This is a genomic window from candidate division KSB1 bacterium, assembly GCA_034506395.1.
Lineage (GTDB): Bacteria > Zhuqueibacterota > Zhuqueibacteria > Thermofontimicrobiales > Thermofontimicrobiaceae > Thermofontimicrobium.
Genome location: JAPDPQ010000003.1, coordinates 224308 through 240722 on the forward strand (window position 1 = coordinate 224308; position 16415 = coordinate 240722).

The 16415-nt window shown below is 46.6% G+C and carries 11 protein-coding genes and 1 pseudogene; 9 read left to right on the forward strand and 3 right to left on the reverse strand.

Going from position 1 to position 16415, the window contains the following annotated elements:
- Positions 1-62 precede the first annotated feature (62 nt).
- Positions 63-911, forward strand: coding sequence for a PHP domain-containing protein (locus tag ONB37_03320; protein MDZ7399177.1), 849 nt, complete (start codon positions 63-65; stop codon positions 909-911).
- A 367-nt stretch (positions 912-1278) separates the two neighbouring features.
- Here the strand turns inward: ONB37_03320 and ychF are convergent, their stop codons facing one another.
- Together ychF and ONB37_03330 are read right to left on the reverse strand one after the other, a co-directional pair.
- On the reverse strand, positions 1279-2370 hold the full coding sequence (gene ychF, locus ONB37_03325) for a redox-regulated ATPase YchF (protein MDZ7399178.1): 1092 nt from the start codon (positions 2368-2370) through the stop codon (positions 1279-1281).
- Between the two features lie 463 nt (positions 2371-2833).
- Positions 2834-3701 (reverse strand): annotated as a pseudogene (locus tag ONB37_03330) (C10 family peptidase).
- Between the two features lie 1495 nt (positions 3702-5196).
- On the opposite strand from ONB37_03330, the gene ONB37_03335 reads away from it, so the two are divergent.
- Complete coding sequence (locus tag ONB37_03335) at positions 5197-7038, forward strand: phosphoenolpyruvate carboxykinase (ATP) (GenBank protein ID MDZ7399179.1); 1842 nt, start codon at positions 5197-5199, stop codon at positions 7036-7038.
- Positions 7039-7557: 519 nt separating this feature from the next.
- Here ONB37_03335 and ONB37_03340 read toward each other — a convergent pair.
- Positions 7558-8004, reverse strand: a complete 447-nt coding sequence (locus ONB37_03340) for a hypothetical protein (protein MDZ7399180.1) — start codon at positions 8002-8004, stop codon at positions 7558-7560.
- Between the two features lie 346 nt (positions 8005-8350).
- Here ONB37_03340 and ONB37_03345 point away from each other — a divergent pair, with 346 nt between their 5' ends.
- The 7 genes from ONB37_03345 to ONB37_03375 all read left to right on the forward strand — a co-directional run bounded on the left by ONB37_03345 (position 8351) and on the right by ONB37_03375 (position 16191).
- On the forward strand, positions 8351-9526 hold the full coding sequence (locus tag ONB37_03345) for a phosphatase PAP2 family protein (protein MDZ7399181.1): 1176 nt from the start codon (positions 8351-8353) through the stop codon (positions 9524-9526).
- A 329-nt stretch (positions 9527-9855) separates the two neighbouring features.
- Positions 9856-11013 carry a hypothetical protein gene (locus tag ONB37_03350; protein MDZ7399182.1) on the forward strand — a complete coding sequence of 386 codons (1158 nt, stop codon included), beginning with the start codon at positions 9856-9858 and terminating at the stop codon, positions 11011-11013.
- A 247-nt stretch (positions 11014-11260) separates the two neighbouring features.
- On the forward strand, positions 11261-12475 hold the full coding sequence (argJ, locus tag ONB37_03355; protein MDZ7399183.1) for a bifunctional glutamate N-acetyltransferase/amino-acid acetyltransferase ArgJ: 1215 nt from the start codon (positions 11261-11263) through the stop codon (positions 12473-12475).
- Positions 12476-12737: 262 nt separating this feature from the next.
- Complete coding sequence (argC, locus tag ONB37_03360; protein MDZ7399184.1) at positions 12738-13757, forward strand: N-acetyl-gamma-glutamyl-phosphate reductase; 1020 nt, start codon at positions 12738-12740, stop codon at positions 13755-13757.
- A complete protein-coding gene (argB, locus tag ONB37_03365; protein MDZ7399185.1) occupies positions 13754-14536 on the forward strand; it encodes an acetylglutamate kinase in 783 nt (260 codons plus the stop codon). The genes argC and argB overlap by 4 nt, the downstream gene beginning before the upstream one ends.
- Complete coding sequence (locus tag ONB37_03370) at positions 14529-15761, forward strand: aspartate aminotransferase family protein (GenBank protein MDZ7399186.1); 1233 nt, start codon at positions 14529-14531, stop codon at positions 15759-15761. Before argB ends, ONB37_03370 begins: the two co-directional genes overlap by 8 nt.
- A complete protein-coding gene (locus tag ONB37_03375) occupies positions 15739-16191 on the forward strand; it encodes an N-acetyltransferase (protein ID MDZ7399187.1) in 453 nt (150 codons plus the stop codon). Before ONB37_03370 ends, ONB37_03375 begins: the two co-directional genes overlap by 23 nt.
- Positions 16192-16415: the final 224 nt, after the last annotated feature.

The window sequence follows — 16415 nt, forward strand, 5'->3', positions numbered from 1 at the left end:
GATTCACGATTTGCTCATTTCACAAGCCTTGAGAATTGATAAATATAGAGAACGAATTTTTCGTGAACGCATCATCCTATCACATTGTTTCTCAGTCGAAAGTGGATCTCCATATTCACTCCAACCGTTCAGATGGCGCATTTTCCGCAAAGGAGATCATTGACTACGCCAGAAAGATCGGCTTGAAAGCCATCAGTATCACCGATCACGACGATATCGCCGGCCTTGAGGAAGCGCTTCACTATAGCCGACATCAGGGCATTGAGTTCATCCCAGGAGTCGAATTGTCCGCCCGTTCCCGTCCATTCGACATCCACTTGCTTGGCTATTTTATCGATCATCGGAATCAACATTTGAACCGATATATTGCCTTCTTTCAACAGGAGCGGCTCGGACGTGCCAAGAAAATTTTGGAGCTGCTCAAAAAATACGGCATCTATTTGTCGCTGGACTTAATCCTGAAAAAATCTGGTCAGGGCTCCATCGGTCGACCTCATATCGCCGAGGCGATGGTCGAAGATGGCTACGTTCATAGCTATCAGGAAGCCTTCAACAAATACATCGGCGACGGCTGCCCCTGTTGCGTCCCCAAATTTAAAATCACTCCCAGCGAAGCGATTTCTCTGATCAATCAGGCTGGCGGTCTCTGCGTCATTGCTCATCCCGGAATGGATATAACCGATGATGGTTTGATGGACCTGATCAAGCTTGGACTTCAGGGCATAGAAACCATCCATCCCCGACACACTCAAAAACAAGTGGACCACTATCGCGAGATCATTCAAAAACATCATTTGCTCGAAACTGGTGGCTCGGATTGTCACGCTGAAAACAAATCCCCAGTCATGATCGGCCAATTCAATATCCCGTATAGCTTCGTGGAAAAAATGAAGGAGAGATTGGGAAAATAACCTGAGAGACATCCCTTGGAATGACTTATTCCGACCAATAAAAGCAACAAATCTTTAATCCCCTTGCCCCTTATCAATGTGTCATACCAAGCTAACTGACTGAAGGAAGTGTTGCACTCTCTAGGTTTATAAATCTTGTTAAATTGAGGTCATATCACTCGCAGATTCCTGCCCGCTAAATGCCAATAAGAATGGCAGAGAATTAAGTTTATATTATGGCATCGATTGATTCTATTAAAATAGGATTCGGAGAATACAGTGTCATTGCTGCAAAAGCAGGGATCTTTTTAGAAATTGAGGCTTGGCTTTAATAGGCTTGCAGATGCCTGCCTGGACAATGTGGCCTTATTTGACCTTGTGGAGTAGATTAATTATGAAATCGATAAAAAATCAAATCCCCATCCTCGACCACGTAATCCTTGCCATGGATCGCCACCAAGCCCAATTCTTTCAGTTTGGCTTCTGAGCCATGCAGAACCAGATCCTGATATTTGATCACCTCAGCTTTGATGAACCCCCGTTCGAAATCGGAATGGATCTTGCCGGCTGCCTTGTGAACCAGCGTGCCCCTCGGAATGGTCCATGCATGTGCCTCGTTCTTGTTCGCAGTAAAAAAAGTGATCAAATTTAGCACTTGATACCCAGCGCGAACAACCTGATGGAGGCTCAGTTCATCCAGCCCCCACTCGCGCAGAAACTCAGGCTGACTCTCTGGATCGAGCTGAGCAATTTCCTCCTGGATTTTACCGTAGACTACCACACATGGCTCATTGTGCTGCTCAGCATAGGCTTGCAGTTGCTTGGCATATCGGTCGTCTTTGAAATTTTCCTCACCGACGTTGGCGATGAAAATCGCTGGCTTCAGCGTCAATAGGTTCAGCTCGGTTAGCGCTTCCCGCGCCTCGGACGATATCTGCATTCGCTTTAATGGAATCCCCTGGGAAAGCCCTTGCTTGATCTCCGAAAAAATTTCCCACTGCTCCTTTATCTTCGGATCACCCGATTTCATTGCTGTGCTTAATCGCGCCAGCTTCCGCTCCACGATCTCCAAATCTTTCATGATCAATTCCGTCATCACCACCTCAACATCCGCAATAGGATCGAGCTGGGCACTGACATGCGCCACATTCGCATCTTCAAAGCATCGCACCACATGCGCAATGGCATCTACCCCCTGAATATGGCTCAAGAATTGATTGCCCAGTCCCTCCCCTTTGCTCGCCCCTTTCACCAGACCGGCAATATCGATAAACTCCAGCGTGGTGGGCGTGATTTTAGCCGATCCAATGACCCTGGCTATGGTTTCCAGCCGTTCATCTTTCAGGGGCACGATGCCAATATTGGGATCGATGGTGCAAAATGGGTAATTCGAGGCAGGGACCTGAAGCGCCGTCAGCGCGTTGAAGATGGTGGATTTTCCCACATTCGGGAGGCCAACTAATCCGCATTTAAATCCCATGATCGTCTCTTTGCATGTATAAGTGAATGACAGGATGAACTTTGCTCGTTTTACAATCCTATCTGCCGAAAAGTTTCTCACTCGCGAATCAATTAATACGCCGCGCCATTCTTAACCTCGGAACCAATTCATAAATTTCCGCCATAATCCATCCAAAGACAGCACGGCCCCAATCGTAGAACATATATACCCCAAGCAAACATCGTCCATTTTCTAGACAACTGCATCTATGAATCTTATTAGACATCACATCTTGGGTGTGCACCCACATCCACGGTCCACGCCTCAGCTACTTAATGATCAAGAGCTTTTTCATACACTGAAACTCTTTGCTTTCATCTTAACGAAGTAACAGCCGTTGCTGACAGCGCCACCTAGGTCATTTGTTCCATTCCAAATGACTTGATGAACCCCTGGTTTCACAAAATCGTGAAGCAAAGCTTTCACTTGTGCTCCCTGACTGTTATAAACGAGAAGTATCCCTCACGACACAGCCATCCAGGTAGACGATATCTTTATCGCTAGCTATTTTTTTTGGATAGTGATGATCGGGATTGATGTTGATCGTCGCTGAAATCACAAATTGGTATCCTGCAGGCATGCCATTCGGCAAAAGATACCAGGCATCTTGAGTATCATTGGGAGACCCGCTTACCCAGCCAAAATTTAAATGATAAAAACCATCTGTATTGTATCCATCGCAAACAATTGCATGCAAACGATAAAAAGCAGTAACACCTATTTCCAATGGCGCAGGTAACCCATTCATCATATTTTCTAGCAAAATATAATATGAGTCGCTGGGCGATTTATCATTGACCAAATTCCCTTTGTAATCAGCTAAAGGATATCCAAATTTCTTTTTCAGTATGGAAGCGACCGAATCCTGAAACGCTGCTCGTATAACACATTTGAACCACAATGCCGCATGAAAAATTTAGCGCTGCCAAATGCTGATAAGTCAGAGTACGATTAGTCTGATACTTCGATTTTAATTCAGCAAGATATCCGTTTAAGCGTTGGAACGATGGGAAATCATAAAATGCATTGTCGGAATCTAATTTGATTTTGCGCGTCAAAGTCGTATAGCCATCATTAGAATTGAACCGCAAAATCCCAATGCTCTGATGATAGTTAATCACTTGCGCAAGGGCTGTGGCCACACAACCCACAACACTTCTATTAGTGGTGCTTTGATCAATAGGACAAAAATTGTTATAAGGCCAGCCTTGATGCCAGGTTGTTTCCACCCAACCTCCCGTGGAGGTCGTGCCCTCCTGAGGCCATTGACGGAATAAATAACTGCTAATCTGAGCCAAATCATCATTCATCAAATACTGCCATGCGCTATTTCTCGCATCCTTTACATCGCTGGATATTTGATCGATCATTTCGATTCGCTGTTTTAGGTCACATTTCAATATCTGATAAAAAACATTATCCTGGCTTATGTCTGGATTCCAATCATATCGAAATGAGTAAGCGATCACAGGATCAAGGTCAGTATTGCCTGAGATTACAAGGAACCCCTTCGATTCGAGCTCTGCAATATAGCCAAGCGTCCTAGCCGAATTCTCGGGGCTTAGGGGCTCAATTTTATCAATCGAGAGGACAACTGGATTGGAGAAATGTCTTGCAGCAATTGAATTTCTTCTTGAAGCGAAATTTTGAGTCACTGTCCAAGCTACCTTTTTTCAACTTCTCCACTGAAGAGAATGAAAGGGATGAAAAAAAGCATGGTGCTAAAATGAACTGTTCTTTCATAGAACGAACCTCTCCTTTCTCTGATGAGAATTGTCGCCCTCCCCAAATCCAGGGAGCCTTTTTTCCATTGTCATTCCTGCGAATGCAAGAACCCTCTGCATGAACCGAACACCAAGATCCATCATGTTACCCCGAAACCACTAAGAAACTCTTCCCAATCAGTTCAGCGGTTTCCATCCGCTCTCAGCATTTGCCAGCGCCAACTATTTCTCAATCCCGCGAATGGAGGAAATCATACCGTTTTTTCCATTATCATTCCTTTTCGCTACTGAGCGGATAGCACGATATTTTTTAGTTTGTTCTTTAAATTTGCCAACAGAAAACAATAAACTTTTATAGCCTATTATGATCGATAGACACTAGCCCTATTTAATTTATCTTCTTCTCGATGGTATTCTTGCTAAAAAATTCGTCCAATCCTATTCCAGGCATGTTATTTTGGGGAAGGGGGTTAAAATAATAGCTAATCTATAGACTCTGCTTACCTTCGTTTTTTCTAATAATGGAACTTCTTAACGTTACAAAATGATTCCAAAAATGAAATAGTTGGTTATTTTGAATCTTTGTTGAAATTGGTGGTGTTCCAATGATCTCTGTTAAGAGCCAAATCGCACTTTAAAAATCATTTGCTTTTTATCCCCAAAAAGCTTATATTCGACAAAAGTTTTTAGGATATTCAGCGGGGCTGAAGGACTCATGAGGATACATAGATCCTAATTGAAAGATCGGCTATCTGGGTAAATTTTTCTTCAAAAAATTGACGAATCAGGTGAGCGAAGAAATTGGCTACTTGGAGATGGGGCGTTTGGGCCACCGATGATCTGTTAGCCTATCGTCATGAAACGTGTTTATATAAGTCGCTATTGGTTTCTTAACCAAATTTATTTTTGTCAATTTCCTTTTGATCACCAAAAGCCCCAATATGCCGATGATAGCCCAATTGCCTCATTCCCCCAATTACCTAAATAACGAATTACTGATTTACCCAATCGCCCAATCAATCAATTCCAGTATGAGTTTTGAATTCTCGAAATCTATTAATCATCTTCAGGAAGAAATAGGATGCAGCTTATGAGCGATGTGGTCTATCACGAGGAAGAGTACCGACGATTTTATGAGAACCTGCTGCCGTTATTGAACGGACCGAATATTAAGCATGTCGATTTGAAGGATTTGAAGAAGCCGGCGCTGGAGACTGGGGTGAGGACCAAATTTGGCTCTTACGGATGGCGTTCCGCTATGTCCAGCCGCCTGGGAGGCAAAACCGTGTATTTGGGCAGCAAAAATGTTTGGTTGCCTAACCCGACCGATGTGCAGAAAAATTTGATCGAAAATGCCCCGGAACAATTGCACAAGGTTCTCTATTATATGCGAACGCTCCCGTTTGTTCATTTGCGGCGCCAAATGGGCGATAATAGCGAATTCAATCCCATCTGCAATCTATACATGTCTGTTGCCGATCCCAAAAACTACCGCATTGCCTATATGTGGGGCAATACTATGTTCAAACCGAGCAAGCGGCCTGGGCCTGAGTTCATCATGATTCATATTCCCGAAGAACATCAAATTCGCCAGCAGGTGCTAGCGCTGCCAGAATACAATTTGAATATCTGCCTTGGCTCCGACTACATGGGCGAAGATAAAAAGGGCTTTCTGCGACAGGCCATGTGGTGGGCCGACGAACATGGGATGTTGGGACTTCATTCTGGCACCAAAACGGTTTATGTCCGCGATGTGAAGACTAATAAGATCAAAGTTTATGGTGTGTTCTTGTTCGGCCTCACGGCCACAGGCAAATCCACATGGTCGTGCCATCAACTTGGCTTGGATTATAAGCAGGGCGAGCGGACAGAGGCGACACAGGACGATATTGTGTTTTTGAGAAACGATGGCTCGGCTTATGGCAGCGAGGCCAATTTCTTCGTGAAGACCGATGTGGATAAGAATCTCCAAGAGGCGATGTATTACGCGCTAATCGATAAGACCGCCCTATACGAGAACGTGATGATCGATTCCAATGGCAATCCGGATTTTCTCGACGAACGGCTATGTGCCAATGGTCGAGCCGTGATCCGGAAGGACAAACTGCGCATCAAACGAGGAAGGAAATTGGTGCCCATTGAATCCAAGACCATAAACCTGCCATCGCTGGAGGAGCTGGATGGACTGATCTTCGCCTTCATCACTCGACGCAACACAATCATGCCGTTCGCCCAGCGATTGACCCCAGAGCAGGGCGTCATGGCTTATCTCTGGGGCGAATCCACCCACAGTTTTGCCACGGTACCAGCCAAGGCGGGTGAGTCCGTGCGCATCGTAGGAACCGACGATTTCATCATCGGTTCCGAAGCCCGTAAGGTGAATCGGTTCTATAATATCATCATGGATCTGGTAGAAAAATATCCGGGGAAAGTCCAATTCTTCCAGTACAACACTGGTGGTGTCGGTGAAATTTTGAACGAATATGTTGAGAACGGTGTCAAGAAAAAGCAATTGGTCCGCAAGGTCACCCGCGTTCCCATCGATCTCATGGCAGCTATTCAGCGTGGCGATCTGCGGGGTTCGAATAGATATCAAAAGGGGATTTTCGGTACTGAAGAGATTGTGTATTGCGAGGGCTACGATCTCGATCAATATAATCCGTTTAAACTTTACTCGCGGGAACAGATCGATGCTTATTTAAAAGACATCGTCGAGGGACGGCGCAAGTTCACCGAGCGCATTGCCAATCAAGGCTTGAAGCCGGAGATCATCAAAATCGCCGAGGAATCGTTCCAAATTGCCAAATCCTCTGAGCCGAGGAAAGTCTTTATTCCCGATACGACCCAATCTGAGGCAACGACTATTTCAACACCTAAAACTTGGGTCAGCAAGGTGCGGCCGCCGAGGCCAGTGGGATATTAAATTGGGTTCATCGCATTTTCGGACAGACTTTAAATACTGCTTGAACGAAAACTCCCTTTTTTATCATTTTGGCCCGTCAATTGGCCTTTGGCGTGGATCTAAGGGAATGAATGGGTAAAGATTGTCATTGTGAGCATCCGCCGATTGGCCATTACCGTCAACTTGAGCTCAAAAAATGTTAAAACCGTTAAAATGGTTATTGAAAACGATCTGAGTTCGTCAATAATGCCCGGATTAATTCGGGCATCAATGACAATTAATAGGAGTTGCTGACCGTTTCAGAGGTATCCGAAAACAAAATATCCGATGCGGACGCTAATAGTCCCTTGGCTGATCGCTCAAAATAGCATTTCATTCTTAAGTTGACGCCAATAGCCAGTTGTCGAATGAGAATGACATTCTTGGTTCAAATTTAAAGGTTTTCTTTTAGGCACGAAATTGGCTATCGAGATATAGATCTGGTTCAATAAAAAGTCTCAATTTTGTTCCTAGGCCATATCAGCTTTTTGGAAATTTCATTCATTTCTTTTGTGCACTACTCCCCAGCGCAGAAAGGATAATCAGCAGGAAGCCGATCCCTGTCCCAATTAATCCACCCTTGATCTCATGGCTGGTGATGCGCTTTACCAGAAAGCCCCCCAGCTTCTGTTCGATCGAAATATAAGTGAACACTACCATCAAGATCCCCAGCGCAGCTAAAGTCATCAGAAATACTTTAAACCAGCCGAGCGGGAGTCCTTTTCGGTACCAGAAAAATAATAGCAGGACGATAACCGCAAACCCAGGGATCAACCAGAGCGGCGCGGCCTTTTGTGCAAAAAATAATCCGCTTCCAATGATCTTCTTGCCACTGCAACTTACTTCCAGCCAGGGCAGAAAAAAGCAGATGAGGATCAAGATCGCTCCAGCAGGAGACAGCCAAATTGTCAGATTGGGTCGAATAGAATCAGTTTTCGATTGTTTCATATCCACCTTTCATGATAAATTGATCCATATTTTTGCAAGGAATTTTCAATTCGGGTTTGCAACCACTTCATTCGAGGCAGTTTGATAGATTATCACCGCCATCATAGGAAATAAAATTCACTTCACCAGGCATGAAAAGCTCTCAATGGTTTCATTCTGAGATCATTTCATATTCTGTGATGCAAAATTATAGCAAATTTTCACCGAATTGTCAAGCGATAAACTTGTCTTTGCCTCCGTCTGATAGCTTAGCTGATAAAAATAGTTGTTGCGAACCGAGCAAAGTTTTCTTATATTTCATCGCCAATAAATTTGGGATCAACCGCATTAGGCACGGATTATCCGCATGGAAGTAAAAAACACAAAATACCTGATTGTTTTGTTCGAAGTCATATCCCTCATCGTGCTGACGCTGATTATATCCTATTTCAAATTAGACTTCAAAGTTCAGGAGCTGTTTTATCGTGCTGGTTCAGAGTCAGCTTGGTATCAAAAGGATAGTCTCGGTTGGAGGATCGCCTACCATTATGGAACACTGCCCGCGATCCTTTTGACATTTTTTGCGTGTGTGGGGCTTATTTTGAGTTGGATGAGATCGAAAATGAGAACGCTGCGGCGCCATTTTCTTTTTATCATCTTAACTCTTGCGATCGGCCCAGGTTTGGTGGTCAATGCAATACTGAAAGATCATTGGGGGCGACCTCGCCCGCGCCAGGTTCAGGAATTTGCTGGAAAATGGGAATTCAAGGAGATTTGGGAACCGGGTACCCCAGGCAAAGGCAAGTCATTTCCATGCGGACATTGCTCCATGGGATTTTTTTTCATCACCTTGTACTACTTTTGGAAGCAAAGACGCCGGGCATTGGCTTACGGAAGTTTATTGTTTAGCCTGGTACTCGGTATCTACATTGGTTTAGCCCGCATGGCCCAGGGCGGTCATTTCCTCTCCGATGTCGTCTGGTCTGGAGGGCTCACCTATTTAACGGCCGCAATTTTATTTTATTGGGGGTTGAAGATCCCGGAGCATGAGGTCCAATCTGCCGAAATCGCCCATGAATCAAAGCGCAGCCCTGCCAGCCCCAAAAAACGATTGCTTATAGCCATTGCCGGTCTTCTCGCAACGGCGATCTTGATCTTCATCTTTCTGTTCTCCAAGCCGTTCTATCGAGAGTCAGTTCATTCGGTCAATAAAGAAGGGTTGTTTAAAATTGTCAAACTCCATCTCGCGCTAAATCGCGGCGATATTATCGTACGAAGCGGCCGCTTTGATCAAGCTATTCGGATCAAAACCATTGCCCAGGGATTCGGTTTTCCGAAATATCGGTACCAAAGTGAATTGTTCCAGAGAACGATTGGAGATACGCTGTCGGCAATATACATGGTTAACTTGAGAGGGCTGTTCAACGAACTTGATGTTCAGACCGTGGTACAGATCGATTCGCTTTATCCAATTCAGATTTCAGGGGGCAGCGAGAAGGGCAGTTTAATGTTCGAAGCCCCAAAATTTAAATCAAATGAATGATCGCAGCAGAAGACTGACCCAGGGTTTAACCGCATCATGCGATCGCACATTCTGAGTCAATGATCATAAAGATGTCCTTTGCCAAATTTTGACGCTACAAGAATTTCCTGAGCGTACTTTCTGAACATGAACATTTGTGATCGGAATTTTCGATTCGAAATCGACATCAAGATCATCTGAATAAGCCCCAATCATGCTTTTTAGTTTTCCAATTTTCGATTATGCAAGCGATTCTGTTGATCGAATGAGTTCCTTTGTCATTGCGGAGTTGAGACTGAATCCAAGGCACGATCTCATTCGCAGAGCGATCACCAAAAGAAGGAATCATTATGACTGAAAATCTTTCCCAAACTGAATTGAAACATCTGATCGGCTCGGTATTCTCCTTGCGTGAGGAGGATAAAAACTTGGCGATCCTTGTGGACGTTCCAGATCAAATCATACCTGATAATCCAGAGTGGCGAAGGCGTCGAGAACTGGCCTCAGATTGGCATTGGAAATTGAACCAGGCAAAGAACGAACTGGGTCTGGAACGTGTTGACCTGATCTTTTATCCGAACGTGCACAGCAACAACGCAGATCTGCCAGCCAAAGCCTTTTTCTACGATGGCGATGTTTCATCGCTAGATGGCTCAACTTTATCGGCCCTCGGGCAGCCGTTCGAGTTCGAATCCCAGCTCGCTCGATATCAGATAATTTTGGCGCCGACTGAGTTTTCCACAACCGCGCCATTGAAACTGTTAGCTAAAAAATATCATTTTCGCGCGGCGACCATGCCGGGCTTTTCTGCTGCCATGATCCCGGCGCTCAAATTAGATTACAGGGAGATCAATCGGCGTGTCGATCAAATCAAACAATATCTTGATAAATCGATTGGGGTAACGATGGATTTTGCCTTGAGGACTGGTGAGCAGTATCAGGTCTATTTCGATCTGCGCTATCGGACGGCGCATGCCAGCGCTGGTCGCTTTCCCGAGCCAGGCGTGGCTGGTAACTTACCCAGTGGCGAGGCCTATATCGTTCCTTATGAGGGCGAAAAGGGCGAGCCCAGCTTATCCCATGGCATCCTCCCAGTTCAATTTGGCGATGAAATTGTGCTCTACCGCATCGAGGAGAACATCGCTTGCGAGGTGATAAGCACAGGTGCTGCCTCCTCTGTGGAAGCTCAAAAAATTAAAGCTGAACCCGCCTATGGCAATATCGCTGAAATCGGCTTCGGCGTTCTGGGTGATTTCGGCGTGAAACCGATCGGCGAGATTTTGCTCGACGAAAAATTGGGGCTGCACATCGCCTTTGGCCGCAGCGATCATTTTGGCGGCGCCGTCGGCGTGAAAAGCTTCACGGCTCCCGATAAGGTGATCCATATCGACCGCATTTACATTCCTGAAATACAGCCTGAAATCGTTCCCGCTAAAGTCCAGCTCCAATTCGATGACTCCAGCGCACTCGTTATCATCGCCCAGAGCGAATACCAAATTTGGACTTGAGCAACGGCCGGCGGCAACTCACGGTTAACTCTGTTAGTTGAATCGTCCGATGCTGGAAATCTTCTGGCATCGGATGATCATCGACTTAGAATCTGCACTTCTTTTATGCAACCATCCAATCTTTCGACTTCTGTCTCAGTCACCCCGTGATTGTCATTGAAATGTAAAATTTTTTTTTAGCCAAAAATAATTATTGACTCTTAAGAAAAAATTTTTTTTATTTGCAGCTTTAAAATTTGGAGCAGCTATGTTGAATGAAACTGATACCGTCTGGAACGGCTCAATCACTACCCCGCGTGGCTATCGCGCATGCGGTGTGCGCTGCGGGATCAAGCAGCAAGGTCTGGATTTAGCTTTGCTGGTCAGCGAGATCCCAGCGTCAGTTACGGCCATGTTCACCAGCAACCGGATCAAGGCCGCTCCGGTTATCCTCAGCCAAAAGCTGGTTCAAAGGGGTCTCGCTCAGGCGCTGGTGATCAATAGCGGCAACGCCAATGCCATGACCGGCGAACGGGGGCTGGCGGACGCCAAGCTCATGACCGAGCTAGTCGGAAACGCGCTCAATCTCGACCCCTCCTTGGTATTGGTTGCTTCAACCGGCGTGATCGGCCACTACTTGCCCATGGACTTGATTCGTTCAGGGATTGCAGAAGCCAGTCAGCGTCTCTCTCCTACTGGGGGTGATGAGGCGGCTCAAGCGATCATGACCACCGATACCCGGCCCAAACATTTCGCCATCACATTCGAGATCAATGGCCAGATATGCCACATTGGCGCGATAGCCAAGGGCAGCGGCATGATCCATCCTCAGCTTGCCACCATGATTGCCGTTTTCACTACAGATGTCGCCATCACTTCCGAGTTACTTCAAGCAGCATTGGCCGAAGTCGTCGCCGAAACGCTCAATGCCTTGACTATTGATGGAGAAACCAGCACCAATGACTCAGTCTTCATGTTCGCAAATGGCCTGAGTGGCAGTCCAATTATCGATTCCAGAGGCGAAAACTACCAGAAATTTTTATCCGCATTGCGAGCGATTTCTATGGCCATCACCAAAGAATTAGCTGCGGATGGCGAGGGCGCCACGAAATTGGTGAGCGTCACGGTTCTAAAAGCAGCCACTCGAACAGAGGCGTTTCGGGCGGCGAAAGCCATAGCTAATTCGCTCCTGGTAAAAACCGCTATCTTTGGTCAAGATCCAAACTGGGGACGGGTGATTTCCGCCGTGGGCGCATCGGGTGTAATACTTGTACCCGACCAAATCACGATCAAATTTGCAGATATTCCTGTGGCGCAGAACGGCGCAGCGATCGCTTTTGATCGCGCTGCCATGAAAAAAGCTCTCCAGCAACCCGAGATCAGCATTTCCGTCGCACTCGGTGCCGGCGAGGCTTCTGCTACGGTTTACACCTGCGATCTCACCTATGATTACATCAAAATCAACGCGGAGTATCATACATAAATTTGGCATCGAGAGAATCGCGACAAGGGAAACTTGGTGACGAGCTAAAGCGATCGTTTTGTGACCAAAAGACAGTAAATTGAAATCATCTTTTATATCGCAAACCGAAAGAACATCAGTTCGGAACCGAAAGCGATTTTCTATTTCATTAGACATTGCAAGCTATCGAGCATGAAGGGAGTTCATGCTTTTTCTTTTGGTGCAGTTGCTGAATAATTTTTTTTGACGTTTGTTTGATCAACTATTCTCTGGAGCATTCCTCATGAAACGCATTGGAATTATCGGCGCTACCGGATATACCGGAGAAGAGCTATTGCGGAAATTAGCACACCATCCAGAGATCACGGTGAGCTTCGCCAGTTCTGAACAAGAACAAGGACAACCAATACGAAAGGTATTTCCGCACCTTCCGCACTATCGTGATAGGATCTTTTGTTCCGCTCAACAAGCGATAGCTATTCCAGTGGACCTCGTATTTCTATGCCTTCCTGCAGGCCAGTCGGCAAAATGGGCCAGGCCTTTCTTAGAGAAATCGGTCCGAGTGATCGACCTGGGTGCCGATTTTCGATATGACACGGCTTCGAGCTATGAACATTGGTGCGATTCTCCACATCCAGCCCCAGAGCTGCTTCATGATGTGGTTTATGGTCTCCCAGAATGGAACCGCGAAAAGATAAAAACAGCGGCGATCGTCAGCAATCCAGGCTGTTATCCGACAACGGTTTTGTTGGCTGTCATTCCATTGCTCAAAGCAGATGTCATCGCAAACGATCAGATTATTGTAGATTCAAAATCAGGGGTTTCAGGGGCTGGCGCTACGCCCTCAAAAACGACGCATTTTGGGGCAATTCACGAGAACTTTAGCCCATATAAGCCGGGACGGACCCATCGCCATGTGGGAGAGATGGAACAGGAGTTATCAAAAATAGCGGGTCGAACGATGCGGGTGATATTCACCCCGCATCTTGCGCCCATGTTTCGCGGCCTGTTCTCCACGATCTATGTTCACCTAAAATCGGCTCTAAAACAGTCGGAGCTGATCAAGCTGCTCAGCGAAGCCTATCAGAACGAGCCCTTTATCCAAGTCTTGGACCAGGCTTTACCAGCTTCAAAAATGGCCAATCATTCCAATTTTTGTTTCTTGAGCGCTGCCACAGTCCCAGATTCCGATCTAGCGATCATCTTTTCCACCGTCGATAATCTGGGCAAGGGCGCCAGTTGGCAGGCAGTCCAAAATATGAACATCATGTTAGGTTTTCCAGAAACCATGGGGGTATTATGAATCGAAGCAAAATCTTGTTGAAGATTGGAGGCAAAGCGTTCGATGGCGAATCCGCCTATCAGGAGCTGGCTCAGGAGCAATTGCTGCTCAAAGATATCGCTTTCATTATTGTCCATGGCGGCGGCGCCGAAATTTCCCAGGCGCTAAAAGCAGCCAATCGGCAATCGGTATTCGTCGATGGCCTTCGAGTGACCTCTGCTGAGGACATCGCCATCGTCGAACAGGTGCTGTCTGGAACGATCAACGAGCGGATCGCACGGCTGTTAAGCCGAAACGGCCTGAGTTGCCGTCGATTGTCTGGGAAAACTGAGGGCTTGTTGCTCGTAGAACCGATGCGCCGCAATGGTAAAGATTTGGGATTTGTCGGCCGAATCAAGCAAGTGAACCCATCGCCGGTGCTGGAGAGTCTGAATCAACATCGGGTGCCGATTATTTCGCCCATTTCTGCCGATGAGGCTGGTGACAGCTATAATGTCAATGCCGATAGTGCCGCAGCGGCCATCGCTTCAGCATGTCAATGCGCGGGTCTGATCTATTTCACCGACGTCCCCGGTGTAAAAGTTGGAGACAAAATATTGTCTCAGATCAATTATTCGCAAGCCAAGAAGCTCATTGCTGATGGAGTTATCAAGGATGGCATGATCGCCAAACTCGAATCGGCCTTCGAGGCATTGCTGAACCACGTGCCCTGGGTCCATATCACTTCTTGGCAGGGCCCTGGCACACTGCGCAATTTAATTGAACGACGGGCAAAATCTGGAACGACAATTTATGGATAAAAAGATGAATGCAAAACAGATTATAGAAGCCGAGCATCGGGTCCATTTGCAAACCTATGCCCGCTCCGAAGTGGTGTTCAGCCATGGGAAAGGGGTTTATCTTTATGACGTCGCAGGCAAAGCATATTTAGATTTTGTAGCTGGGATCGCCGTGAATGCGCTGGGTCATTGCGACCCACAACTTCAGCAGGCGTTAACAGAACAAGCGGCCCGGCTCTGGCATTGCTCCAATCTTTACTATTCAGAACCCCAGGTGCGATTGGCCCAACTCTTGGTGGATCACTCCTTTGCGGATAAAGTTTTTTTCTGTAATAGCGGGACAGAAGCCATCGAGGGCGCGATCAAGATCGCCCGAAAATGGGCCACCGTGAATAGGGGCAAAGACAGTCATGAGATCATCGCATTCAATCGTTCGTTTCATGGCCGCACCATGGGCGCGCTTTCGGCAACCGGCCAGCCAAAATATTGGGAGGGCTTTGAACCGATGCTTCCCGGCTTTCAATTTGCAACTTTCAACGATCTGAACGATGTTGAGTCGCGCATTGGCCCAAAGACGGCGGCAATCATGGTGGAACCGGTCCAGGGCGAGGGAGGCATTCACCCCGCTGAGCCAGAGTTCTTGCAGGGTTTAAAAGAACTCTGTCGCAAACAACAATGCTTATTGGTGCTGGATGAAATCCAATGCGGTCTGGGACGCACTGGAAAATTTTTCGCCTATGAACATTATGGCATTGAGCCAGACATTCTCGCTCTGGCGAAACCCCTTGCCGGGGGCTTGCCCATGGGCGCGATCCTCATGACCGATGCGGTTGCCAGCGCGATCAAAACTGGGGATCATGGCTCTACTTTTGGCGGGGGACCGTTGGTGGCTCACGTCGCTGCCCACACGGTTTCCAGAATTCTTGGACACGGCTTGCTTCAGCAAGTGGCACACAATGGCCGCTATCTCATCTCCCAATTGGCTGAGCGTCTATCTCCATTTGAAGAAGTTACTGCCATTCGAGGTCTCGGCTTAATGATTGGCATCGATTTCAAACTGGATGTTAAACAGGTCATTGCCACCTGTCTCAATAACGGATTGATCGTCGCACGAGCTGGAGAAAGCACTTTGCGCCTCACTCCGCCGCTTATTATCGAACGGAACCACATTGATGAAGCCATCGATAAGTTGGTTCAGTCCATTCAAATTGTAAGAGGGAAAAATGGTTCGAAGAGCAAAAATTAAAGATGTCCCCCAATTAGTAAAAATGGTTAATCAATACGCCGCCAAAGGGGAAATGCTAGCGAGATCGTTGTCTCAGGTCTACAATTCTATTCGGGACTACGTGGTCATCGAGGATAATGGGCAGGTGATCGCCTGCGGTGCCTTGCATGTCGTTTGGGAGAATATTGCTGAACTGCGAACCGTGGCTGTTGCACCGGGGCGGACCGGACAAGGATTGGGTCGGCAGATAGTCGAATTTCTTATCAAAGATGCCTATGAGCTGGCATTGCCTCAAATTTTCACGCTGACCTATAAACCGGGCTTCTTTGAAAAATTCGGATTTGTCCGCGTGGATAAAAAAGAATTGCCCCATAAGGCCTGGCAGGATTGTCTCAATTGTCCCAAATTCCCAGAATGCGATGAAGTCGCGCTGATCAGATCCATGCAATAACGACAGCTTTTCTAAAGGAGTCACATGACCTGTCGCAAATCAGACTTCTAAAAAAGACATGACTCTCTCATTTGTTTTCGCTGGCCGCTCAGCGGGTTGGAATTTCATAATTCTTCACAATATTCACTCAAATGGACAACCAAGAAATGAGTGTTTGTTGCTCCTGGGAATGCAGGAGTCCTATGGATCCAAAGGTCTAAGGAAGCCAGCATTCGAAGGCATTT

Excerpts from the sequence above, each read along its gene's own strand:
- ychF (MDZ7399178.1), bottom strand. The coding sequence starts at position 2,370 with ATGGGATTTAAATGCGGATTAGTTGGCCTCCCGAATGTGGGAAAATCC.
- ONB37_03335 (MDZ7399179.1), top strand. The coding sequence starts at position 5,197 with ATGCAGCTTATGAGCGATGTGGTCTATCACGAGGAAGAGTACCGACGA.
- ONB37_03340 (MDZ7399180.1), bottom strand. The coding sequence starts at position 8,004 with ATGAAACAATCGAAAACTGATTCTATTCGACCCAATCTGACAATTTGG.
- ONB37_03345 (MDZ7399181.1), top strand. The coding sequence starts at position 8,351 with ATGGAAGTAAAAAACACAAAATACCTGATTGTTTTGTTCGAAGTCATA.
- ONB37_03350 (MDZ7399182.1), top strand. The coding sequence starts at position 9,856 with ATGACTGAAAATCTTTCCCAAACTGAATTGAAACATCTGATCGGCTCG.
- argJ (MDZ7399183.1), top strand. The coding sequence starts at position 11,261 with ATGTTGAATGAAACTGATACCGTCTGGAACGGCTCAATCACTACCCCG.
- argC (MDZ7399184.1), top strand. The coding sequence starts at position 12,738 with ATGAAACGCATTGGAATTATCGGCGCTACCGGATATACCGGAGAAGAG.
- argB (MDZ7399185.1), top strand. The coding sequence starts at position 13,754 with ATGAATCGAAGCAAAATCTTGTTGAAGATTGGAGGCAAAGCGTTCGAT.
- ONB37_03370 (MDZ7399186.1), top strand. The coding sequence starts at position 14,529 with ATGGATAAAAAGATGAATGCAAAACAGATTATAGAAGCCGAGCATCGG.
- ONB37_03375 (MDZ7399187.1), top strand. The coding sequence starts at position 15,739 with ATGGTTCGAAGAGCAAAAATTAAAGATGTCCCCCAATTAGTAAAAATG.